At 41.4% G+C, this 26,577-nt stretch carries 13 protein-coding genes; 11 read left to right on the top strand and 2 right to left on the bottom strand.

The genetic code is table 11. The annotated features are described in order from the left end of the window. Positions 1-188 precede the first annotated feature (188 nt). The 8 genes from RE317_RS12685 (at position 189) to RE317_RS12720 (ending at position 14,362) form a co-directional block, all read left to right on the top strand. Positions 189-3,317, top strand: coding sequence for a TonB-dependent receptor (locus tag RE317_RS12685; protein WP_008781453.1), 3,129 nt, complete (start codon positions 189-191; stop codon positions 3,315-3,317). A 14-nt stretch (positions 3,318-3,331) separates the two neighbouring features. Further along, positions 3,332-5,224, top strand: coding sequence for a RagB/SusD family nutrient uptake outer membrane protein (locus RE317_RS12690; protein WP_008781454.1), 1,893 nt, complete (start codon positions 3,332-3,334; stop codon positions 5,222-5,224). A 34-nt stretch (positions 5,225-5,258) separates the two neighbouring features. Next, positions 5,259-8,276, top strand: coding sequence for a SusC/RagA family TonB-linked outer membrane protein (locus RE317_RS12695; RefSeq protein WP_008781455.1), 3,018 nt, complete (start codon positions 5,259-5,261; stop codon positions 8,274-8,276). A gap of 26 nt (positions 8,277-8,302) precedes the next feature. Continuing rightward, positions 8,303-9,988 carry a RagB/SusD family nutrient uptake outer membrane protein gene (locus RE317_RS12700; protein WP_008781456.1) on the top strand — a complete coding sequence of 562 codons (1,686 nt, stop codon included), beginning with the start codon at positions 8,303-8,305 and terminating at the stop codon, positions 9,986-9,988. A 34-nt stretch (positions 9,989-10,022) separates the two neighbouring features. After that, a complete protein-coding gene (locus RE317_RS12705) occupies positions 10,023-10,913 on the top strand; it encodes a discoidin domain-containing protein (RefSeq protein ID WP_008781457.1) in 891 nt (296 codons plus the stop codon). A 126-nt stretch (positions 10,914-11,039) separates the two neighbouring features. Further along, a complete protein-coding gene (locus RE317_RS12710; protein ID WP_008781458.1) occupies positions 11,040-11,888 on the top strand; it encodes a family 16 glycosylhydrolase in 849 nt (282 codons plus the stop codon). A gap of 11 nt (positions 11,889-11,899) precedes the next feature. Further along, on the top strand, positions 11,900-13,036 hold the full coding sequence (locus RE317_RS12715) for a glycoside hydrolase family 43 protein (protein ID WP_008781459.1): 1,137 nt from the start codon (positions 11,900-11,902) through the stop codon (positions 13,034-13,036). 324 nt (positions 13,037-13,360) lie between these two features. Next, entirely contained in the window at positions 13,361-14,362 is a 1,002-nt protein-coding gene (locus RE317_RS12720) for a glycoside hydrolase family 43 protein (RefSeq protein WP_008781460.1), read from the top strand. Positions 14,363-14,481: 119 nt separating this feature from the next. Here the strand turns inward: RE317_RS12720 and RE317_RS12725 are convergent, their stop codons facing one another. Then, on the bottom strand, positions 14,482-16,035 hold the full coding sequence (locus tag RE317_RS12725; RefSeq protein ID WP_005840724.1) for a RagB/SusD family nutrient uptake outer membrane protein: 1,554 nt from the start codon (positions 16,033-16,035) through the stop codon (positions 14,482-14,484). A 12-nt stretch (positions 16,036-16,047) separates the two neighbouring features. Beyond that, entirely contained in the window at positions 16,048-19,119 is a 3,072-nt protein-coding gene (locus tag RE317_RS12730; protein WP_041174394.1) for a TonB-dependent receptor, read from the bottom strand. A gap of 580 nt (positions 19,120-19,699) precedes the next feature. On the opposite strand from RE317_RS12730, the gene RE317_RS12735 reads away from it, so the two are divergent. Genes RE317_RS12735 through RE317_RS12745 form a run of 3 tightly spaced genes read left to right on the top strand, consistent with a single transcriptional unit; the run spans position 19,700 to position 26,537 of the window. After that, complete coding sequence (locus tag RE317_RS12735; RefSeq protein ID WP_057280228.1) at positions 19,700-21,646, top strand: family 43 glycosylhydrolase; 1,947 nt, start codon at positions 19,700-19,702, stop codon at positions 21,644-21,646. Positions 21,647-21,673: 27 nt separating this feature from the next. Further along, complete coding sequence (locus tag RE317_RS12740; protein WP_117849136.1) at positions 21,674-24,172, top strand: alpha-L-arabinofuranosidase C-terminal domain-containing protein; 2,499 nt, start codon at positions 21,674-21,676, stop codon at positions 24,170-24,172. Between the two features lie 16 nt (positions 24,173-24,188). Next, on the top strand, positions 24,189-26,537 hold the full coding sequence (locus RE317_RS12745; RefSeq protein ID WP_057280230.1) for a beta-galactosidase: 2,349 nt from the start codon (positions 24,189-24,191) through the stop codon (positions 26,535-26,537). The last annotated feature ends 40 nt before the right edge of the window (positions 26,538-26,577 follow it).

The following is a 26,577-nucleotide window of genomic DNA, read 5'->3' on the forward strand; positions in this document are numbered from 1 at the left end:
CTTTGTTTTTTCATAACATCTTTTATTTTTGCATCGTTTTAAAGGATATCTTATCTAAAACATTTGTAAATCTAGTAAAAAACTTTAGATGAAACAATAAGTTGATTAGTTTTTTGGGGTAAAAAGATTGCCACAAAATATAGAGAGTTTATAAACCTTATTATCTAATTTTAAAAAAGGAAAAAACAATGAAATCTAACTCATTTATGAGAAATCGTAAGGCATTTACTACTGTCTTATTGTTTTGCACTGGTTTCATAGCTTCTCACCCCTTGGTTGTGTCAGCTGCCGATAAGGTTATGGCTGTTCAGTTAATACATCAACAGCAAACTATAAAAGGTATTGTTGTTGATGCTTCGGGTGAGCCTGTGATTGGTGCGAATGTTGTTGTAGAAGGTACTACAATGGGAACAATTACTGACTTTGAAGGTACTTTTTCTATTTCAGTACCTAAAAATGGAAAAATAAAAATTTCCTTTATCGGTTACAAAGATCAAGTCTTGACACCTCAATCTGGTAAGAATTTAAGAGTTGTGCTCGAAGATGATTCACAAATGTTAGGTGAGGTACAAGTCGTAGCGTATGGTGCACAAAAGAAAGTTTCTATAACAGGAGCCATTTCTTCAATGAAAGGTGAGGATTTGCTAAAAACTCCTGCTGCGTCTATGTCGAATGTATTGTCTGGTCAGATTACAGGTATTTCTTCGGTGCAATATTCTGGTGAACCCGGTGCTGATGAGGCGGATTTGTATGTGCGTGGTATTGCTACTTGGAATAATGCCAAACCTTTGATTCAAGTGGATGGGGTAGAACGCGAATTTTCGCAGATTGACCCCAATGAGGTAGAAAGTATTACGGTATTGAAAGATGCTTCGGCTACAGCCGTATTTGGTGTTCGTGGTGCTAATGGTGTTATATTGATTACTACTAAACGTGGTGCTGAAGGTAAGGCTAAAATTTCTTTTTCAACTTCGGCAGGTGTTAACTTAAGAACGAAACAATTGGAATTTGCCAATTCTTATCAGTATGCGTCTTATTATAATGATTTACAGGTAAATGATGGTGGAGTACCTACATTTACAGAAGAGCAATTGATAAAATTCAGAGATCATACAGATCCTATTTTATATCCGGATATTAATTGGATTGATTACTGTATGAATAAGGCAGCGTTTCAGTCACAACATAATGTAAATATATCGGGAGGTACTGATAGAATGCGTTACTTTGTATCAGCAGGTATGTTTACACAAGATGGTATGTTCAAACAACTTGCAGCGTCTGATAATTTTAACTTTAACTACAAACGTTACAATTATCGTGCTAATTTGGATTTTGATGCGACTAAGACTACATTAATTTCTGTTAATATTGGTGGGCGTATTGAAACTAAACGTACTCCTGAGTCTGGAGAAGACCAGAATCAGCTGTTCCGTAAATTATATTGGGCTGTGCCTTTTGCTGGTGCAGGCATTGTAGATGGAAAACGTGTGGTTTCAAATGCTGATTATCTACCATTTACTGGATCTGACGGATTGAATTCTTATTATGGGAAAGGCTTCCGTTCTACAACAACAAATGTGTTGAATGTGGATCTTGTATTGGATCAAAAGTTAGATTTTATAACCAAAGGACTTTCTTTTAAATTGAAGGGTTCTTATAATACTAGTTATTGGACACAAAAAATAGCCAGTTCTTCTATGGCTGTATATACACCAGTTCTTCATGATGATGGATCTATTGGTTATCGTAAGAGTGGCTCTGATTCTCAGTTGTCTTATAGTCGTAATTCAAATGGTGAAGGTAAATCACGTGATTGGTATATGGAAGCTGCTTTGAATTACAGTCGCAAATTTGGAGATCATAATGTGACAGGTTTGGTGCTTTATAATCAATCAAAACGATATTATCCAGGAGGTACTTATGATGATATTCCTTCGGCTTATGTTGGCTTTGTGGGGCGTGCTACCTATGATTATAAAACTCGATATATGGCAGAGTTTAATGTTGGTTATAATGGTTCTGAGAATTTTGCTCCAGGTAAACGTTATGGCTTGTTCCCAGCTGGCTCTATTGGTTGGATTGTCAGTGAAGAGTCTTTTTTTAAGCCGTTAAAGAAAGTGATCAATTACTTTAAAGTACGTGCCTCTGTAGGTATGGTAGGTAATGATAATAACGGAAATAATAGATTTTTGTATCTTCCAGACGCTTATATTTTGAATGACGATGGCTATTTTTTCGGTACGAATGCTGGAAATAAGAAGCCGGGTGCTTATGAGGCTAGTAAATCGAATGCTGATGTAACTTGGGAAAAATCTGTTAAGCAGAATTATGGTATTGATTTTTCTATTCTGAATGAAAAACTAAATATTTCTTTAGATTATTTTAAAGAAAACCGTCGAGATATTCTTTCTTCTCCAGATTATATGCCGGGAATTTTGGGTATGGTTTTACCTATTATGAATGTTGGTAAAACTGAAAATAAAGGATATGAGTTTCAGCTAAAATGGAATGATAAAATCGGTGATGATTTCCGTTATTGGGCAAACTTCAATCTCTCTTTTGCGCGCAACAAAATTGTTTATAAGAATGAGATTGAAAAGAATGAAGATTGGTTGTATGAAACTGGCCGTACAATTGGTTCTCGTTTGATTTATAAATTTTGGGGATATTATGATGAAACTGCAGAGGCTAGATATCAGGAAGAATTTGGTAGACCTATAGCAGATCATGGTTTATCTTTACAGCCAGGTGATGCGGTATTTGCTGACTTAAACAGTGACGGTGTTATTGATGGAGATGATGCTAGCCGTGATTTGGGGTATGTGGATACTCCTGAATATACAGCTGGTTTGAATCTTGGATTTAGTTGGAAGGGATGGGATTTTACAGCGCAGTTTACAGGAGCGTGGAATGTAGACCGTATGCTTTCCGAATTCCGTCAACCGCTGGGAGATACACAAAATAAAGGATTGCTTCTTTATCAATATGAAAATACATGGCGTTCGTCGGCCGATACTTATACGGCTAAATTCCCTCGTATATCGAAGTTAGCTCAAGCGAACAATTATAGAGCTTCCGACTTGTATTTGTGTGATGCAAGTTATTTACGTTTGAAAAGTGTTGAATTGGGGTATAATTTTAATATGCCTTTCATGAAGAAAATAAAAATGAATCAGTGCCGTTTATATGTAAGTGCGTATAACTTATTCACATTGACGGATTTTATGTGGGGGGATCCTGAGTCACGTCAAAGTGATCGTCCAAATTATCCATTGACTCGCGTGATTAATTTAGGTTTAAAAGTTGGATTCTAATATCTTGAAATCTTATGAAACATTTTGAAAAATGGTTTATTATAGCATTTGTGGGAGCAACGCTTGCCACTTCATGTGTCGATGATATAAAATTCGGTGATGCTTTCTTGGAAAAAGCACCAAGTGTGGCTGTAACTCAAGATACAATTTTCGGTAAAGCGGAGTATGCTCGTCGTTTTTTGTGGAATACTTATTCAAAGTTGTATTATGGTTTGGCCACAAACTGGAATGATGTGGATGGTAAGATGAATACTGGTATGTTTGAATGTTTATCTGATTGTTTTCATTCTCATAATTCATGGGATGGTTTGAATAGACATTATTATTCTGGTACTTATACTGCTAGTACAGAAGATGGTACAGCTGAAACACGTTTTGGTTTTACTAAAGAAGAAACTTGGCAGGCAATACGTAGTTCATGGATCTTTATTGAAAATGTAGATCGTGTACCCGATATGGACGGGAATGAAAAAGAACGATTGAAAGCGGAAGCGAAGGTAATAATAGCTTCTCGCTATTTTGATATGTTTCGTCATTTTGGTGGATTGCCTATAGTAAAAGCGTCTTTTGCGGCTGAAAATGAATATGATGTTCCTCGAGCTACCGTAGAAGAAACAGTGAACTTTATGATAGGTCTTTTAGATGAAGCGGCCACTGTACTTCCTTGGGATTTGACTGAGGATGGAGAGGCTAACTGGCAAGGACGTATGACTAAAGCGGCAGCTATGGGCTTGAAATGTAAAATTTTGCTTTTTGCTGCAAGTCCTTTATTTAATGACAATGAACCATATTGTACGGCAGAACCACAAGAAGCGGTTATCAATCATCAAGTGTGGTACGGAGGATATAAACCTGAATTATGGAAAGCATGTCTGACTGCTTGTGAAGAATTTTTCCAAGCCCTGCAAGTTAATGGGCATTATGAACTAGTTCAGGCTGTTGGTGATACGAATGATGCCTATAGAGCGGCTTTTAATAAAGCTTATTTCTTACGTGAAAATTCGGAATTGTTGATTTCTACCCGTATCATTGGTAAGTATAATTGGGATTGGTGGTATTATTGGGGCGATTGGGTGCCCAATGGCGGTTATACGCCTACATTGGAGTATATGGAAATGTTCCCTATGGCAACAGGCGAATCCTTTGACTTTGATAAGGCAGTACAGAATAATAATATGTTTTTTGAGAATAATGATTATAATAAACCTACTCGTGATCCACGTTTGTATGAAACAATTTTGGTAAATGGTGCTAAATGGAGTGGCCGTTCTGTGGAATTATGGGTAGGAGGACGTGAAAACGCTAATAGTACAAGTACTGAAACAGGACAGTATGCAACAGGCTTCGGTTTATATAAATTCTATAAAGAAGGTAAAGGAAGTCTAGCCAATAATTATTTGGAATGGCCTTATTTACGTATGTCGGAAATGTATTTGATTTATGCGGAAGCACTTCTGAAAAATAATCAACCGAAACTAGCTATAGAGATGGTGGATAAGGTACGTGCGCGTGTCGGATTAAAAGGGTTGATAGAGTCGAATCAAGACAAGAATTTACTATCTGATTCGAATGCTTTGATGGAAGAAATATTACGAGAACGTGCTTGTGAACTTGGGTTGGAAGATGTTCGTTTCTTTGATATGATACGTAATAAGCGTGCTGATCTTTTTGAGCGTCCTTTACATGGTTTGCTTATTGAACGTGCTGATGGTGGAAGTGGTTCATGGTCTGATAAACCGGAAGATAAACGGGGACCTTTTCCGACAAAATTTAAATATACTCAGTTCAAAATATCTAATTCAGCTCGTGCATGGTGGACAAATTTCAATTCAAAATGGTATTTGTCTGCATTTCCTGTAAATGAAGTAAACAAAGGATATGGATTGACTCAAAATCCAGGTTGGTAATACTTGATTTTTTATCTAATAAAAACTAGAAACAATGAAAAATAAAATATTAGCTTTGACAATACTTGCTTTTACAAGTATGAATGCCATGGCACAGGAAGAAGTTAATGTGACTGGTAAGGTGGTTGATAAGGTGGGAAACCCGGTATCGGGAGCTGCCGTGTCTGTATTGGGGCAACCACTTACTATGGTATCGACAGACGTTATGGGAAATTTTACAATTTCAGTATCAAAGGATGCTCAGCTTTGGATTCAGACGCCGTATGATGCAAAAAAAGTAGTAAAGGCGGAAATGGATAAAAAGATGACTGTTATAATGGATTTCTTTTCGAATAAAGTGAATTACGGTTTTGGATTGGAACAGACCTATACTGAGTCGACGGGAGCAGCTTCTACTGTTTATAGTGATGATATTGCAACTAGATCTTCATATACCGTAGGTAATTCATTGTACGGCAATGTGCTCGGATTGACTACTATGCAAAAAACGGGAACCATGTGGGAGCAAATACCTTCTATGTTCATTCGTGGGCAAAAAAGTTTAAATGGTAATAATGGTATATTGCTGGTAGTTGATGGTTTGGAGCGTGATAACGCTTATCAAGTTTTACGTTATCTTACACCGGAAGAGGTGGAGTCCGTAACGGTTTTGCGTGATGCAGCTGCAGTGGCTCTTTATGGTTATAAAGGAGCGAATGGAGTAGTGAATATCGTAACGAAGCGTGGATTATATAAGAAGCGTGAAATAAGTTTTGCTTATGATCATGGTTTTACTTATCAAAATCGTTTACCCGAAATGTCGGATTCGTATACTTATGCTAGAGCCATGAATGAGGCATTGGCTAATGATGGAAAAGCTGCTAAATATAGTCAGAATGAATTGAATGCTTTCAAAAGTGGCAAATATCCTTATTATTATCCCAATGTCAATTGGTGGGATGAGGTGTTCCGTGAAAGAGGATCATCAGATATTGCAACTTTAACTTTTCGTGGAGGCGCTTCTAAATTGCGTTATTATACAATGTTGAATTTGCAAAACGGTCGTGGCTTTTATAAAAATGCCAATGAGAATGATGGTTATTCAACTCAAGAGAAGTATTCTAAAGCAAATTTTCGTAGTAATTTGGATATTGATTTGACTCCTAAGACTAAAATGCAGGTAAATATTATGGGGATGTTAAATGAATTTAGTCGTCCGGGATATGGTTCTGATAATTTGATTGGAAAATTATATATGACTCCATCTGCGGCATTTCCTATTCGTACAGAAAATGGTTTGTGGGGTGGTAATGCAACATGGGATGGATATAATAATCCAGTTGCATTGGCTCAGGGTCGCGGTTATTCCAAGGGACATACATTGGGGTTGTGGGCAGATATGAGCTTAAGACAGGATTTGTCTTCTATCACGAAAGGTTTAGGAGCCTCTTTTCGTATGGGATATGATAATGTTGCTTCTTATTGGGAGGATCATTGCAAAGATTATGCGTATGGAAGTACTGTTGTGACAGAATGGAAAAATGGTGAACCGAGTGCTTTTTCCGAATATACAGGTGGCTCGGACAGTGAGATGAAAGGAGGAAGTAAACTTGATTGGCAGTATCGTTCTTTCAATTTTATGGCAAATGTGGACTGGAAGCGTCAGTTTGGAGAACATAAAGTATATACAACATTGATGTATACTTATAAATATGACAATAATGCCAATATAAACTCTAATCTTTATCATTGCAATTGGTCATGGTATACGCATTATGGGTATAAAAATCGTTATTTCTTCGATTTTGCATTAGTAAACTCAGCGTCTAATTTATTGGAAACAGGAAATCAATGGCATATTTCTCCTACAGTAGGACTTGCTTGGGTTGCATCTAATGAAAGTCTATTGAATAATTATTCATGGCTGAATTTCTTGAAGTTACGTGCTTCATTCGGCGTTATTAATACGGATAATATTCCTTATAACGGATATTGGTATGAAACCATGAACGGGAGTGGTGGTGGATATCCTATCCAAGATAATTTTAGTAATGGTGGAAGTTGGCAGGAAGGTCAATTGCCCTCAATAAATGGTACAACAGAAAAAGCGTATAAATATAATGTCGGTCTGGATGCTACTTTATTTGGTGGTCTAACGTTGACAGCTGACGCTTTTTATGAAAAGCGTCAAGATATTTGGGTATATACAGGTGGTAAGAATTCGTCAATATTGGGTGCAACAGCTTCTTATGCTAATGCTGGTGTGGTTGATAGTAAAGGTTTGGAATTTGGAGCAAATTATATAAAAAGCTTAGGTAAGGTTCGTTTCAATTTTGGGGGAACATTTACTTTAACTAAGAATAAAATTGTAGAGCAGTTGGAAGAACCGAAAGCTTATGAGTATCTTCGTGCTACTGGAAAAGCCGTGGGACAGATTTTTGGTTATCAAGCAGTGGGATTTTTTGTAGATCAAAGTGATATTGATGATAGTCCGTCCCAACAGTTCGGTGTCGTGAGACCAGGTGACATTAAGTATAAAGACCAGAATAACGATAATGTAATTAATGAATTTGATCAGATTCCTTTAGGTTATAATTCTAGTGTCCCTGAAATTTATTATTCATTCAATATAGGCGCAGAATGGAAAGGAATAGGGGTTAATTTTGATTTTCAAGGGGTTGGAAATTATACTTCATGGACTACATTGAATGGTTTGTATCGTCCATTGTCTAATGGCAATGCTATTTCAAATTACTATTATGAAAATCGTTGGACACCAGAAACTCCTAATGCACGATATCCTCGTTTGACTACTGAAACTGTTCAGAATAATACACAGTCAAGTTCCGTATGGTTGGTTGATGGATCATTCTTAAAATTACGTAATTGTGAAGTATATTATAAATTACCTCATTCAGTTGTCAATAAATGGCATTTGAACAGTGCTAAGCTATATGTAAGAGGGGTTGATTTGTTCTGTTGGGACCATATTAAAGAAATAGATCCGGAATCAATAGGAAATGGTATTCCGACCACACGTTCTATTAATATTGGTTTGTCTGTTGGCTTTTAATTTTTTATAACTAAAAAAGTATGACTATGAAATTGAAAAAAATATTGTTAGGGTTAGCCTATATGTCGGTTATGGCTTCTTGTGCGGATTTGGACTATCATGAATATACTGTGTATGATAAAGATTATGTATTTACAGATTTTGGACGTACCGGAGCTGTAGTTACGAATATATATAGTTACTTGGATTATGATTTGCCTAGTGAGGTTTCTTATTGCTCTGCTTGTGATGAGGCGCAATTTGCGTGGAGTTGGTCTTCAATACATGATTGGATAAACGGTGCATGGAGCTCGACTAATTCTCATAGTCTATGGAATTATTATAGTGGAATTAGGGATGCTAATTTCTTTTTGGAGGAATCACAAAATGCCGATTTTTCTGAATTGAAAGAAGATAAAAATTATGTAGCTGAGATGAATCGCTTTAACCGTTATAAGTATGAAGTTCGTTTTTTGCGTGCTTATTTCTATTTTAATTTGGTACGTGCTTATGGCGATATACCTTTGGTTACGAAGGTGCTGACTGAAGAAGAGGCCAATCAGGTGAAGCGTACACCGGCTGCTGAGGTTTTTGATTTTATAATTAAGGAATGTGATGAGATAGCAGATGAACTTCCTGTGGATTATTCTAAATTAGAAAATGATGCCGCTAATGGAGAAAGCCCTGAAACTGGTCGTATTACTAAACAGGCAGTATTGGCTTTGAAGGCTCGAACATTACTTTATCAAGCAAGCCCTTTATTTAATATAGCTAATGATGTAAATTTGTGGAAACAAGCAGCTTTAGCTAGTAAGAAAGTTATTGATTTTTGTGCAGAGAATGGCATAAAAATGGGTAAATATTCAGAGTTATGGGGAACAGATAATTGGAAAGCGTCAGAAATGATTTTTGTACGTCGTATCGGAGATACTAGTTCGCCTGAATATACTAATTTCCCAGTAGGAATGGAAAATGGTGGGTCAGGTAATTGTCCTACTCAAACTTTGGTTGATGCTTACGAAATGAAAGTAACAGGAAAAGCATGGGATGAGCCAGAAAGTGGATATGATCCAAATAAACCGTATGATAATCGTGATCCTCGTATGGAAATGACTATCGCTGTAAATGGTGAGAAATGGCCAGATACTAATCCAAATCCATTGGAAATTTATATAGGAGGACGCAATGCACTACCTATTGCTGGAGCAACTCCCACCGGGTATTATTTGAAAAAGTACTTGGATAAGACTATTGATATTAGTGCTTCTACCAGTAGTGGAGGAAAACGCCATAATTGGATTACATATCGTTTGGGAGAATTCTATTTAAATTATGCTGAAGCGGTATTTAATTATTTGGGATCAGCTGATGCTGTTAGTACGGAATTCACAATGTCTGCCCGTGAAGCTGTTAATGTGGTTCGTAACCGTTCAGATGTGCAAATGCCTGAAGTACCTGAAGGATTGACTAATAACCAGTTTGTAGAGAAATATCGTCGTGAACGTATGGTGGAGCTTGCTTTTGAACAACATCGTTTTTGGGATGTTCGGCGTTGGAAGGCTGGAGATACTCAAAGAAGTATTGTACAAATGCAAATTACCAAAAATAATGATACATATACTTATAAACGTGTAATTAGTAATCGTTATTGGGATGATAAGATGTATTTGTTTCCTATCCCTGATTCAGAAATAAGAAAAAATCCAAATCTAATTCAGAATCCAGGTTGGTAATAGTAAATATTGTTGAATAATAAAGAATGGAACTATGAAATTCAATATAAAATATACGATAGCAGCTTTGTCAGTTTTTATGTTTACTGCAGGCTGCGATGATAAATTAGATGCTATTGATGTAATAGGATATACAGGTGTTCCGGTTGCTATAGAGACGGTAACTTCAGAGCCTCTTCCCGGTCAAATTCAACTTAGATGGGAAGTTCCGGCTGGTGACTTTTCCTATCTTAAAATATGGTATTATGATCCTTTGACAAAAGAAACTGTCTATAAGATTGTTTCAAAAGGAACTACGGAATTGTTGATAGATGAAACTCGTGCTCGTTTTGGTGAATATGAGTTTAATTTCCAAACATTTAACGCAAATGATGAAGGTGGCGAGATTAAAGTTGTAAGAGCACTTTCAGGAGTTGCACCTGCGTCTTATACTTTAGTGTCACGAAGTCAAATCAAATTAGTGGCAGAACAGTTAAGTACAAACGCTCAAGAACCGTCAGAAGGACCTATAAAAAATGCAGTGGATGGGGATAAAAATACTTTTTTTCATACGAATTGGCATGAAGCTATTCCTTATCCACAGTGGATTCAGGTTAATTTGAAAGAACCTCATGAAAATTTTCTCGTGGGTTACATAAACAGAACGGATAATTCTTGGACCACAAGTGGACGTCCTAGTGTGGTAGATTTACAAATTAGTAATAATGGTATTGATTGGGAAACTGTAGGTACATTGGACGGACTCCCTAGTTCAGCTGGAAGTGAATATATTTCTACTTTCTTTATGCCAGGTAAGACTTTTACTTATTTTCGTTTTAGTGTAACATCTGCTACTGGAAGTTCCTCCTATTGGAATATTGGTGAATTTATGATGTATGATGCAGAAGTTGCAATAGATGATCCGGAAACTGCGCCTTTGGATTAATAAATAAAAACAGAAGAGGGATTTGAAAAATAAGGACAATGGATAGCTGGCTGTATAACAGCCGCTATCACCATTGGAATATTTACTTGTGATGATTATAAAGATATTGTTTAAGATAGTAGATGTATGATAAAATTATTTCAATTACTGAAATTGTGTGTTGTACTTCTTATAGGGGGGCATTGTAATGCACAAGACTATCAATTGGTTTGGAGTGATGAATTCAATAAAGACGGTTGTTTGGATGAATCAATATGGAATTATGAACAGGGGTATGCTCGTAATGAGGAGTTACAATGGTATCAATCTGACAACGCTTGGTGTCAGGGTGGGTTGCTTGTGATAGAAGCACGTTCGGAAAAACGGAAAAATCCGTTATATAAAGCAGGTAGTTATGATTGGCGCACTTCTCGTGAATATATTGAGTGCACCTCTTCTTCTATAACAACATTAGGAAAGAAAGAATTTTTGTATGGACGTTTTGAAGTGCGCGCACGTATTCCTGTAGGAAAAGGAGCATGGCCGGCAATTTGGACTTTGGGAAGCAGTATGGAATGGCCTTCCTGTGGAGAAATAGATATCATGGAGTTTTATCGTAAGCATGGAATTCCTCATATTTTAGCCAATGCTGCATGGGGAACAGATCGTCAATGGAATGCAAAATGGAATAGTAAGGCTATTCCATTTATCCATTTTTTGGAGAAAAATTCGGATTGGGCTTCCGAATTTCATATATGGCGGATGGATTGGGACGAAGAGGCTATTCGTCTTTATTTGGACGATGAGTTGCTAAATGAAATCTTACTGAAAGATACCTATAATGGTAGTATTGGTAGTTATAAGAATCCATTTATGCAACCCCAATATATATTGTTGAACTTAGCGGTGGGTGGAATTAATGGTGGCGAGGTAGAGATAAATACCTATCCGATACGTTATGAGATTGATTATGTACGTGTTTATCAGAAAAAATAAAATACATAGATATGGGTATAAAAAAAATAATAATAGGATTATGTCTTGGAATATATACCTTTTGCGGATGCAGCAATGAACCGTTGCAACCCATTCGTTCAGGTGAGATATGGCCTGATAACAACGGAGAGCATATCAATGCCCATGGGGGCGGAGTAATGTACCATGATGGAACATACTATTGGTTCGGTGAGAATAAATGTGATACTACCAGCAGTGCCATGGTGGGAGTAATGTGCTATTCTTCTCGGAATCTTACTGACTGGAAGAACGAAGGCGTAGCGCTTTCTGTTGTTGATAACGACAGCAGCGACATAGCGCGTGGATGTATATTGGAACGTCCTAAAGTGATATATAATGCGAAAACAGGGAAGTTTGTGATGTGGTTCCATCTGGAATTGAAAGGAAAAGGTTATGCAGCCGCCCGTGCCGGGGTAGCAGTCAGTGATACTCCTGCCGGTCCTTACCGTTTCATCCGTTCGGGACGTGTCAATGCTGGTAAGCTGCCTGTTGATATGGACGGACAGGCTGTTGCAGTGCTGGATACTCTGAATGCCAAGAATTATGAAAAATGGTGGACTCCCGAATGGACGGATGCTGTGAACAAAGGCTTGATAGTAAAGCGTGATTTGGATGGCGGACAGATGTCTCGCGATATGACTCTTTATGTAGATGAGGATGGTAAAGCCTACCATATTTACTCTTCCGAAGAAAACCTCACACTCCAAATAGCGGAATTGAGCGATGACTATCTTTCACACACAGGGAATTATGTGCGTGTGGCTCCGGCAGGACACAATGAGGCACCTGCTATCTTCAAAAAAGACGGAACCTACTGGATGATCACTTCCGGTTGTACCGGTTGGGCTCCCAATGAGGCTCGTATGTTCTCGTCTTCTTCCATCTTCGGACCGTGGTCTCAGCATCCCAACCCTTGTGTGGGACCTAAGTCGGAACTTACGTTTGGCGGACAGAGCACTTATATTCTGAAAGTGGAGGGGAAGAAAGATGCTTTTATATTTATGGCGGATATCTGGCGTCCGGAGCATCCCAGTGATGCCCGTTACATTTGGTTACCTGTTCAATTCAAGGAAGGAATTCCATACGTGGAGTGGATGGACAACTGGACACTGGATTTCTTTCAGTAATCCCTGTTGAAAATAGTCTGAAGGATGGAAAATAGTGCAATAGTCTGTTCTTGACTGATTATTGCATCCATCTTGCTCGATTTTACCCCTATGGTTGTCAATCAGATTTTTTATCTTTGCTATCGGTAAAAAGAGATAATAGGTATTAAAGATAGGTTTTTAGGAAGAAGGTTAACATACTGTGATGTGATAATAGAATTTTAGGTTAGGTTAAGTTAGAATTGAAGGCATATTTCGTGAGGAAATGTGCCTTTCTGTTTTCATTACCTTTCTAGGTTCGTATATTTGTAATGTCGAATTTGTGAAACTTAAAATAGAATATGCATGAAAAAGATTGGATTGTTTTTGTTGTTAGGTGTTTCTTTTTCGTGGCTGGTGTCTGCTTGCCAAGGATGTCAGCAGGAAAGACGGAAGGAAGTGCCTTTGGATTCTATTGTACTGAGTGACCCTTGCATTTTGGCAGACAGGAAGACGGCTATGTATTATATGACCGGAACCGGCGGTATGCTTTGGAAAAGCAAGGATTTGAAACTTTGGGAAGGACCGTTCCATGTGGCAAAGACTGATTCCGGTTCGTGGATGGGACCGAAACCAATGATTTGGGCTGCCGAGTTACATCCGTATAAGGGCAAGTATTATTATTTTGCCACTTTCACCAATCAGGAGGTGAAGATTGATACGGTACAAGAGAATGTAATAGAGCGCCGTGCCAGTCATGTTTTGGTGAGCGATAACCCGGACGGACCTTACGTTCCGATGAAGGATTCCACTTACCTGCCTGCTGATAAACCAACCTTGGATGGGACTTTCTGGGTGGATAAGGACGGAAAGCCTTATATGGTATATTGTTATGAATGGTTGCAAGCCTTGGATGGTACGATAGAGAAAATAGAACTGAAGCCTGACTTAAGTGGAACCATAGGCGAAGGGAAATTGCTGTTCCGTGCCAGCGAATCGCCGTGGAGCCGTGAAAAAGATACGGATGGCAAGGACAAACCGAATAAAGTCACTGACGGTCCGTATCTGTTCCGTACAGGAACAGGTAGACTCGGTATGATTTGGACTAGTTGGATTTATAATGTGTACACTCAGGGAGTGGCTTATTCTGAAAGCGGAACCTTGGATGGACCATGGATACAGGAGAAAGACCCGATAACTCCTCCCAATTTCGGTCATGGGATGTTGTTTCAGACCTTGGACGGTAAATGGTTGATGTCTGTACATAGTCATAAGGATGTAAACGGACGTTATATTCGTACTCCTCGCTTGTTTGAAGTCGATTTTTCCGGAGATAAATTGGTGGTGGGAAAACCATATATTCCTTGAAAGTGCTTTATCTTTTTTCGAGAGGAAAGGTAATTACTTTTGCTTTCAATGAAAAGAGATGTGTAGAAAGAGTTGGAAGGACAGCTTTATGAGTCTGTCCCTCCAAATAAATGACCGGGTTAATCCCAACCCGGATTCTGTTTCAGTGCCCCCTGAGCCAGGTCTACCTCTTCCAAGGGGATAGCCCACAGATAGTCACGGTTGGCATTGAACTTGCGGGTTTCAATAAAAATGCTTTCTCCTTTTGCATTTACCCCGTATACTGGTTTAGTAACATCCTTTTCTGTTGTTTTATAGCTACGGGTATCAAACAGGTGCATTCCCTCGAAAGCAAATTCCAAACGACGTTCCAAACGGATAGCTTCGCGCATTTGATCTTTGGACAAGCCGGAAGGCAGAGGAGGAAGATTTACGCTGGGACGCTGACGGATTTGATTGACCGCATCATATACTTCCGTATCCGGAGCAGACAGATTTTCGTTACGAGCCTCGGCGAAGGTCAGCAGCACTTCTGCATAGCGGATATAGATAAAGTTGGTCCAGTCATAATTATTGATACCGTCATTGTCCGGATTGATATACTTTTTCATGCTATATCCTGTACGGGTATGGCTGCCATCTCCCATATTGTTCAGGTTGAAAGTCTTTCCTGCTATTTGTGACCCGTTCCACAGTACAGAGAAGCCTAGACGGGGGTCACGGTCGGCAAACGGGTCTTCCGGATTATAGAAAGGAGACTCTTTGATTGATTTGCCATCTTTGCATGGATAGGAGTCTATCAAGTCTTGAGTAGGTGATAAAGCTTCCCATCCTCCCATCATGACGGGAGCGAAGAACTGTCCTATATAACTGCCTTCATTGGAGTTTTTCGGGTTTTCTAGATATTCGCGATCAAAGATGATTTCGTTACATAACTCTGCTACAGGTTGGAACAAGTCACCATAGTTATCATACAGTCCATACACATTCATGCCCATTACTTTGCGTGCGGCGGCTTCCGCCACATCATATTTGTGTGCGTAGAAAGCAACTCTGGCTTTCAGTGCGTAGCAGGCTCCGGCACTCGGTTTTCCGTGGTCACTGTTGCTGCGGATATCGGGCAAGCTGGCTGCTGCTTTATCCAATAATCCTACTATATGATTATAAGTCTCCTCTTCAGAACTGCGTGAAGGAAGTTTCTCGTTCAGTTCCAACGGATGATCCAGCAGGGAGGCGCCACCCATATATTTTAATATGTTAGCGTATGAGAAAGCTTCGAGAAACTGTACTTCGGCTGTCAGTTGCGCTTTTTCTTTTTCATCCATCGGCACATCGCCTATATGTTCGTAAAATACCAGGCATCTGCGGATGCATTGATAGGCATTTTTCCATAATTGTAGGAAATGTGGGTTGCTGGAAGTTGCCGTACCAGCAGATAACTGTCCCTGTTCGGCTGTGACATGTACAGGAATGGCATTATCTGTGTAGCAGTCTGTCATGATAGTATGGTTTTCCGGTTCTATCAGATACAGATAAATTCCGGTTGCAAATTTCTGGGCATCTTCTGCGTTTTTCCAGAAAGATGCATCGGATAATTGGTCTTTAGGATTTCTGTCCAGAAAACTGTCATTGCAAGAGCTCAGACCAAGGCCGCATGCCAATATTAATCCTATAAAGTTATATTTTAGTCTCATAGTTGTCAGTGTTTAGAATGTTACATTCAGACCGAAGGAATAATTTCGGGTCAATGGATAATAGTTGCCGCTGATGGCTTCGGGGTCTACACCGTCGAAGCCGGAAATCATAAAGAGATTGTCGATACTGCAATACACTCTCAGACGGCTGATTCCGTATTTGGATATCAGCTGTTTGGGCAGGCTGTAACCTACTTGCAGGTTTCTCAGCTTGGCATAAGAGGCATCCTGCATCCAGAAACTGGAAGTCACGCGGTTTTTGGAGTCACTCATGGATAATCGGGGATAAGTGGCATTCGGGTTTTCCGGAGTCCAACGGTCCAGATGCTGTTCCGTTACTTTACCGCCATTGTAGAAGGCATATCTGATTTCAGCTACAGGAGCACTCTTTACATCAGCTGCACCTTGCAGCAGTGCACTTAGGTCGAAGTCTTTATATTGAACTGAAAGATTCAGACCGAAGTTGATTTTCGGGAAGTAGGAACCCAATACTTGCCGGTCTTTGCTGTCTACTACTTTGTCTCCGTTCAGGTCACGGTATTTTAAGTCACCCGGAACCGGAGTACCCATGCTCTGTGTAGGATGATTCTTGATCTCTTCTTCGTTTTGGAAGATGCCGTCGCATACGTAGCCGTAATATGCCCACAGTGGGTCGCCTACGGATTGCCCCGGTGTGTCACCGCCTTTCAAATCCATGATTTTGGTAGTTACATAGCTGAAATTGGCTCCGATAGAATAGCTCCAATCATTGATACGGTTGTTATGTCCCAGTTGCAGTTCGATACCGGTATTACGCACTACGCCGGCATTTTGCATCGGAGCGCTGACTCCCATCATGTTGGGAACTGGAAGTTGCAGTAATATGTCCCGTGTTTCCTTGCGGAACCAGTCTGCGCCCAATGTCAGTTTATTGCCCAAAAAAGCGGCGTCCACACCTACGTTCCATTGATCGGTTTTCTCCCACGTAATATCTTGGTTAGCCATCGGGTTGGAAATGGAAATACCCGGAGTCAAAGTGTTGCCGAAACTATAGTCATAACCGAACAGATAGGTGTTCTGATACGGATAATAGTTAGAACTGTTGTCCGAGTTTACGGTTTCCTGATTACCTAGCAATCCCCATGATGCACGTAGTTTCAAATTATCCACCCAATCGGCTTTGAAGAACTCTTCTTCCGAGATTCTCCATCCGATGGAGAAAGAGGGGAATGCGCCGAAGCGGTTGTTCTTGGGGAAGCGTGAAGTGCCGTCATAACGCAGGTTGGCTTCTAGCAGATAGCGGTCATCGTATGAATAATTCACGCGTCCGAAAGCTGAGCGGAGGGCGTATTCTATTTCTGTACCGTATGTTGTCTGTCCTGTCACTTCACCGGCGTTGATCTGGTCCAGTGAGTTGGAGTTGGGCAGGTTCTTACGGTAAGCTTGCAGATAGCGTGTCTGTTTATAAATTTGTGAGTAACCTAATAAGGCTCCTATTGTGTGTTTGCCGAAGGTTTTATTATAGTCCAGATAAGCTTGCAAGTTCAGTTCCATACTTTTGATGTCATATTCTGTGATGGAGTTAGTGGTTTTCTTTACCGGTGTGTCTGAACCTGCCTGATAGAATGTCATAGTATTGACGTGGGTGGGATTGTCGGTCAGGTTGAAAGTCGAGGCGGCGACTCCTCTCAGTTTCAGTCCGTCTATGATGTCCAGTTCCATTCCTACGTTACCTTGGAAATTGCTGTTTATCTCTTTGTAGGTTCCTCCTTCACGTGCATAGGCTACGGAGTTGTGCTCGTTTTTGAATAAAGCATAGTTGCCGTTGCTCAATTGGATGGGAGTAACCGGAGTCTCACGGAAAGCATAGTGCATCAGGTTGCTGATACCTGCCGCCGGAGCAGTCATATTACTGCGGTATACCGCCATATTTGTAGTCAGTTTCAGACGACTGTTTATCTGAGCGTCAATGTTGGCACGTACATTGAACTTGTTGTAGTTGGTATTGACTATCAATCCGTCTTTATCATGATAGTTGAATGCCAGCGAGTAAGTTACTTTGTCTCCACCGCCTTTGATACTCAAGTGATGGTTGTTGAACAGGCCGTTTTCACTTAATAGCGTACCCAGCCAGTCGGAATTGGGATAAAAGTCAGGATCACTTCCGTCTTTGAACTTTTGTAGGGCTGTTTCGTCATACGGACCTTTCAAACCGTCATTGGTGTAAGCTTCATTCATCAGCACTGCATAATTGTAAGAATCCAAAAATTTGGGCATACGTGAGGCACTTTGCCAGCCTACATATCCATCGTATGATACAATGGTACGTCCTTTGGTTCCCTTTTTGGTTGTGATAAGGATAACGCCATTGGCAGCACGTACACCATAAATGGCTGAGGCGGCTGCATCTTTTAATATAGAGATGTTTTCAATATCGTTGGGGTCCACGCTGCTCATGGTAGATTCTACCCCATCCACCACAACCATGGCACTGGCATCTCCCATAGTTCCTAGACCACGCACACGCAGTACTCCGGCATCAGCTCCCGGCTGACCGGTATTTTGGATAATGGTGACACCTGGCATTTGTCCTGCCAGCATGTTGGTGACATTGGCACTGGTGCGGTTGACTAGCTTATCGGATGAGATGGTTGCCACAGAACCTGTCAGGTTTACTTTTTTTTGAGTACCGTATCCTACTACTACCACTTCATCTAAAGATTCTGTATCTTCTTTCAAGATAATGGTGTAACTGTTGCTGTTGCCTACGGTAATTTGTTGGTCGTTGTAACCGATATACGAAACTTTCAGTTTAGCCCCTACGGATACATTTAATGTGAATTTGCCATCCACATCTGTAATAGTACCGTTGGTGCTTCCCACTTCTACTACATTGGCACCGATTACAGGAGCTCCGCTTGTATCATTTACGATACCTGTAATTTGTTTGACATGCTGTTGCACGATGGCAGTTGACTGCGAAGCCCACAAAGGCATTGGGAAAGCCATTCCGGCAAATAGTGTAAGACACGCATAAAAAGAGGCTTTTTTCAAAATTACGTGTGTCTTTACACAATTTTCCCTTCTTTTCTGGTAGAATTGCATAGATTAATAAGGTTAAATTAGTAAATAGTTTGGTTTAGGGATCTTATTCCCTTTCTATTTCAGTTGCTGCAAATGTATTATTTTATAAGAATATAACGCTATCTTTTCTTTTATTTTTTTTTGTTATTCTTAATAAATTACAGGTTATGACTAACCTGCTGTAGTTTTTTGTGGGTTATTCTTGTTATTTTGTATCTAGCGAGGAAGTAGAATGGTACATATTGCTTGAGAAATCAAACAATGAAATTCATATGGATAGAAATGTTAAATATGTCCTTTCTAAGGATTATTTTTGTATCTTTCTCAAAAGGTGTGATGAAAACTGAATATATTTCGCTAATAGTTATCATTTATAATGAATAATCAGAATTTATTGTGTAGCTGATTCTTTTGCTTTTTTCTTTTACTGAAACTGTAGTTTAATAGGGAAGAACTTTTTGTTTTTTTCTATGCCAGTCTTTCATAAACTTCCATTTTTCCTCCATTTGACCGAATAAAGTCCCTCTTTTGAAAGATTTATATACCTGAAAATAGGTTCCTATACTATATCTTTGCATCAAACAAATTCAGGACTAATTATATGAAAAACAAATTTTTTATCACCTTATTTGCCTGTTTGCTACCTTGGATGGCAGGGGCGCAGCAGATTATTTCCAAACAAAACAATGTAGCCGAAAAAGATTACATAGCTTATCTCTTTACCTATTTTACAGGTAACCACATCAGCGAGGAAGCCGTATGCTATGCGGTAAGTACGGACGGATATACCTATTGGGCACTGAATGACAACAAACCTGTCATTGATTCCAAAATCATCAGTTCTACCGGTGGTGTGCGCGATCCGCATATCCTGCGTTGCGAAGACGGAAAGACATTCTATATGGTGGTTACCGATATGGTTTCTGACAATGGATGGGATTCCAATCGTGCCATGGTGTTGTTGAAATCTACAGACTTGGTGAACTGGAACCATTCTGTCATCAATATGCAGAAATGTTATGCCGGCCAGGAAAAACTGAAACGGGTATGGGCTCCTCAGACTATCTTCGATGCGGAAGCCGGAAAATACTTGGTTTATTGGTCAATGAAATATGGTGATGGGGCAGATGTGATTTATTATGCTTATGCCAATAAAGAATTTACCGACCTGGAAGGTGAACCGAAACCGCTTTTCATCCCTGAAAACAAGAAATCTTGCATAGACGGTGATATCGTATATAAAGATGGAATCTACCACCTGTTTTATAAAACCGAAGGACATGGAAACGGCATCCGGGTAGCAACTACCCGTTCACTGACTTCGGGACAATGGGAGGAAGAACCCGACTACAAGCAGCAGACCCCGGAAGCGGTGGAAGGTGCGGGAACTTTCAAACTGATAGGTCAGAATAAATACATCTTGATGTATGATGTCTATATGAAAGGTAAATACCAGTTTACCGAAACGACCGATTTGAAAAACTTTAAAGTGATAGACAGTGAGGTGAAGATGAATTTTCATCCGCGTCACGGAACTATCATCCCCATTACCCGTGCCGAGTTGAAGCGCATCACCGACAAATGGCCTTCAAAGGAAATGGGCAATATGACGATTCCCAACAATCCCGTGCTGCAAGGTTTCCATGCTGACCCCGAGATATTGTATTCTCATCAGACTAAAAAATATTATATCTATTCCACCACCGACGGACAGCCCGGATGGGGCGGATGGTATTTCAGTGTCTTCTCTTCGGATAATCTGAAGGACTGGAAAGATGAAGGGGTGATGCTTGATTTGAAATCCGATCAGGTGGCATGGGCGGATGGAAACGCATGGGCTCCGTGCATTGAAGAGAAAATGGTGGATGGAAAGTATTATAAATATTTCTTCTATTTCAGTGGTAATCCTGTAGCCGGAGGCGGCAAGCAGATTGGGGTGGCGGTAGCCGATTCACCCATTGGTCCGTTCAAAGACTTGGGACATCCCATTATTACTGAATCTCCCGTGGGCCACGGACAGCAGATTGATGTGGATGTGTTTACCGATCCGGTTTCGGGAAAATCCTATCTGTACTGGGGCAATGGTTATATGGCGGGCGCCGAACTGAATGAGGATATGGTTTCCATCAAAAAGAATACCTTGACCGTATTGACACCGAAAGGAGGAAGTCTGAAAGATTACGCTTTCCGTGAAGCGGCATATGTGTTCTATCGTAATGGTCTTTACTACTTTATGTGGTCGGTGGATGATACCGGTTCGCCCAACTATCATGTGGCATACGGTACGTCGAAATCTCCGCTAGGTCCTATAAAGGTTGCTAAGAAACCGGTGGTACTGATTCAGGATCCTGCAAAGGAAATCTATGGACCTGCGCACAATGCAGTCCTACAAATTCCGGGTACGGATGAGTGGTACATTGTATATCATCGTATTAATAAGAACTTTATAGATCGTGAGAAGGGTCCTGGCGTGCATCGTGAAGTATGTATAGACCGTATGGAATTTAATCCGGATGGAACCATCAGGAAGGTTGTTCCCACGTTATAAAAGAAACATGACAATAAAGCATATACCATGAAAAAGACCTTATTATCTCTGGCAATCGCCTCATTGGCAGCAGGCCAATCCGTCTGTGCTGCCGTGGAAAAAGTATATAATGAGCCCGATTCGGTCTACATCTTCTCTTACGCCCATCCGGAAGACGAGGGACGCAGCGGACTGAAATTCGCATGGAGTCCCGATGGCGACAAGTGGCTGAGTGTATCCGACGGCTTTGCCTATCTGAAATGTGATTTCGGGCGTTGGGGGGCGGAAAAGAGAATGATTAAACCTCTTCTGGAAAAAGCGGAAGATGGACGTTGGTATTGCCGGTGGCAGCTTACCCCCAGCGGAAAAGTATGGGGTACTTCCCATTCTTCCGACTTGTTGAAGTGGGCTCCTCAACAATATGTCAATGCGGAGAAGCCTGCCGTGCCCCGACTGGTCACTGCCCGGCAGATTGTCCTTGATAAAGATACCTTGAACGGTTATATGCAGAAAGTACCTTATGCGGATATAGAACAGTTGATTCGTTTTGCTGAGCATAAGAAATTCCGCGATATACAGAATAATGAGCGTACCGAACAGGATGCCGTCCGCTTTGCCGGACTGAAACCGGTCACTGCCACCATCCGGGTGGATGCCGGACGGGTGAAGCCTATTAGTGAGCATCTGATAGGTATTTTCTTTGAGGATATCAATTATGGAGCCGATGGTGGACTTTATGCGGAGCTGGTTCAGAACCGTGATTTTGAATATTCTGCCAAAGACGGTGCAAGAGATAAGAACTGGAACAGCACGTATGCGTGGAGTATACAGGGTACTGATGCGGAACTGTCTGTCAGTGAGGACAGTCCCATCCATGCTAACAATGCTCATTATGCAGTGTTGGAGGTACACCGCCCGGGTGCTGCCTTGGTGAATAACGGTTTTGACGGTATTGCCGTGAAAAAAGGTGAGAAGTATGACTTCTCTGTGTTTTCCAAAGTGCTGGATGATACGAAAGGTGGAAAAGTGCTTGTGAGGCTGACTACCAAAGATGGCAAGGAGATTGCGCAGGCTGCTATTCGGGTTTCATCTACAGAGTGGAAAAAACAAAAGGCTGTACTGACGGCAACGGCGGATGCTGCGGATGCCGTGTTGTCCGTTTGTCCGCAGATGGCTGGGAAGTATGCCTTGGATATGGTTTCTCTTTTCCCACAGAATACATTTAAAGGCAGGAAGAACGGGCTGCGCGCCGATTTGGCACAGACTTTGGCGGACCTTCATCCCCGTTTTGTCCGTTTCCCCGGCGGATGTGTGGCTCACGGAGATGGTGTGGACAATATTTATGATTGGAAAGGCTCTATAGGAGCGTTGGAGGAACGCAAGCCTCTGCGCAATTTGTGGGGGTATCATCAGACCCGCGGTCTGGGATATCATGAATATTTTTTGTTCTGCGAGGATATGGGGGCCGAACCTGTTCCTGTAGTGGCAGCCGGAGTGCCTTGTCAGAATTCGGGTACTTGCAGTCATCACTCGGTAGGCGAACTGGGTTGCGGCGGTCAGCAAGGCGGAATCCCGATGGAGGAAATGCCGCAGTACGTGCAGGATGTACTGGATTTGATAGAATATGCGAATGGAGATGCGAAGAAGACCGTGTGGGGAAAGAAGCGTGCGCAAGCCGGACATCCCAAACCTTTCAATCTGAAGTACATCGGTATTGGTAACGAGGATTTGATTACCGATATCTTTGAAGAACGTTTCACCATGATTTTCAATGCGGTGAAGGAGAAATATCCCGAAGTGACCGTTATCGGAACGGTAGGCCCGTTCTATGAGGGCAGTGATTATGAGGAAGGCTGGAAATTCGCCACTAAGATGGGTATTCCGATGGTGGATGAACATTATTATAACACCCCGGGATGGTTTATCAACAATCAGGATTTCTATGACCGTTATGACCGTAACAAGGCGAAAGTGTATTTGGGAGAGTATGCGGCTCATTTGCCGGGACGTCCCAACAATATAGAAACAGCTTTGGCCGAGGCCTTGTACCTGACTTCCGTGGAGCGTAATGCCGATGTGGTGACCATGACTTCTTACGCTCCGTTACTGGCTAAGGAGGGACATACCCAGTGGAATCCGGATTTGATTTATTTCAATAATACGGAGGTAAAACCCACCGTAGGTTACTATGCGCAGCAGATGTACGGACAAAATGCGGGCAGTGAATACATCGCTTCTTCCGTGACTTTGGATAATGCACAAGATGCGGTGAAGAAACGGGTAGGTGTGTCGGTAGTCCGCGACGGAAAGACAGGAGATATGATCGTGAAACTGGTGAATCTGCTGCCGGTAGCGGTGAATGCGCAAGTGGAGCTCCCGTCTTTGGAAGGAATGAACACCACTGCCGTAAAGACGGTTTTGGCAGGAAAACCGACAGACCAACAGGTTCGTCCTGTATCCGGTACAATGGAGGTAAGCGAGAAATTCGGGTATGAATTGCCGGCTTATTCATTTACGGTAATCCGGATAAATAAGAATGAAAAATAATAATAGATAAATGAAGATGAAGAAATTACTGACTTTGTTGCTGGCGGTCCTGCTGCTGGCAGGATGTGCCGGCAATAAGCCCGGGACATTCGAAGCGGGTAAGAATACCTTTCTGCTGAATGGGAAACCGTTCGTGGTCAAAGCGGCAGAGGTGCATTATCCGCGTATTCCCCGTGAATACTGGGAACATCGTATTGAAATGTGTAAAGCATTGGGCATGAATACGCTTTGTTTGTATGTCTTTTGGAATTTGCATGAGGAAACTCCCGGTAAGTATGATTTTACAGGTAATAAAGATATTGCAGCTTTCTGTAAATTGGCTCAGAAGCATGGTATGTACGTCATTGTGCGTCCCGGTCCGTATGTATGTGCGGAATGGGAAATGGGTGGGCTGCCTTGGTGGCTGCTGAAGAACGACAGCGTGCAGCTTCGTACTCTCGATCCTTTCTATATGCAGCACGTGGGAGCCTTTATGCATGAAGTGGGCAAGCAGTTGCAGGATTTGCAGATTACCCGTGGTGGTAACATCATCATGGTGCAGGTGGAAAACGAATATGGTTCGTATGGCACGGACAAGCCCTATGTGTCTGCCATCCGTGATACGGTACGTGCCGCAGGCTTTACTGAAGTGCCTTTGTTCCAATGTGACTGGAGTTCTAATTTCCTGAATAATGGTTTGGATGATTTGCTTTGGACTATAAATTTTGGTACGGGAGCTGATATCGACAAGCAGTTTGCCAAACTGAAAGAAGTACGTCCCGACGCTCCGTTGATGTGCAGCGAGTTCTGGAGCGGATGGTTTGATCACTGGGGGCGCAAGCACGAAACCCGTGACGGACAAATCATGGTGGATGGCCTGAAAGAGATGATGGACAAAGGTATTTCTTTCAGTTTGTACATGACCCACGGAGGAACGACCTTTGGCTGGTGGGGTGGTGCCAATAATCCGGCTTACTCGGCTATGTGCAGCAGCTATGACTATGACGCTCCTATCAGCGAAGCAGGCTGGACCACCGACAAGTATTTTGCTTTACGTGATATGTTGAAGGACTACTTGGACGAAGGACAGACATTGCCTGAAGTTCCTGAAGCTTTACCGGTTATGGAAATCCCTGCCATTAAATTCACTCAAATAGCTCCGTTGGTTGACAATCTGTCCGAACCGAAGCAGACAGAGGAAATCCAGCCGATGGAGAAATTTGACCAAGGCTGGGGAAGTATCCTGTACCGTACCCATTTGCCGGAAGATGTGAAAGCGGGAACCGTTCTGAAAATCACCGAACAGCATGACTGGACACAGGTTTTTGCCGACGGGAAACTGTTGGGGCGTCTGGATCGCCGTGGTGGAGAACAGGAACTTACACTGCCTGCATTAAAAGCCGGTACACAGCTTGATTTATTGGTGGAAGCCATGGGGCGTGTGAACTTTGACAAGTCCATTCACGACCGCAAGGGAATTACCGAGAAAGTGGAACTGGTGAACGGTAAGAATGCTGAAACGTTGAAAGGCTGGACTGTTTATAATCTTCCCGTAGATTATGAATTTGTATCTTCCCGGAACTTTCAGGATATGAACTCGTCTGCCGCCTGTGGCATAGAGAAAAATGATGAAAGTGTTCCGGCCTACTATCGCGCTACTTTTACCTTGGATAAGGTGGCTGATACATTCCTGAACATGGAGTCTTGGGGAAAAGGTATGGTATGGGTGAACGGTCATGCCATGGGACGTTTCTGGGAAATCGGTCCTCAACAAACCCTGTTCATGCCGGGTTGTTGGCTGAAAAAAGGAGTGAATGAAATCATCGTTCTTGACTTGAAAGGCCCGAAAGAGGCAACCATTGTCGGATTGAACAAACCTATCCTGGATATGCTTCGTGTGGCTGTTCCTGAAACGCATCGTAAACAGGGGCAGACCATCAAACTGGAGAAGGAAACACCGGTATCTGCCGGTACTTTCAAACCAGGTAACGGTTGGCAAGAAGTGAAAGTTCCTGTTACGAAAGGACGTTACTTCTGTCTGGAAGGGCTGTCTTCTTTTGATAATACCAACATTGCCGCCATTGCGGAGTTTGATGTGCTGGATGAGAAAGGACAGAAAATCTCTCGTGAAAACTGGAAGATTGTTTATGCCGACAGCGAGGAAACCCGTAGCGGTAACCGCACAGCCGACAAGATTTATGACCTGCAAGAAAGTACTTTCTGGCAGACGGTAGATAATACGGCTTATCCTCATCAGGTGGTGATAGATCTCGGCAAAGAATATAACGTGACCGGTTTCCGTATTCTGCCACGTGCGGAACAGGGAGCTCCCGGCATGATTAAAGATTATAAGGTGTATGTAAAAGCAACCGGTTTCGGTTATTGACATATAGCATTCTTTTTATTGATTCGGTTGTTCTGGCTGA

Origin of the sequence: Phocaeicola sp. GP0067 (assembly GCF_031119655.1) — a bacterium.
In the GTDB taxonomy this organism is placed as follows: Bacteria; Bacteroidota; Bacteroidia; order Bacteroidales; family Bacteroidaceae; genus Phocaeicola; species Phocaeicola vulgatus.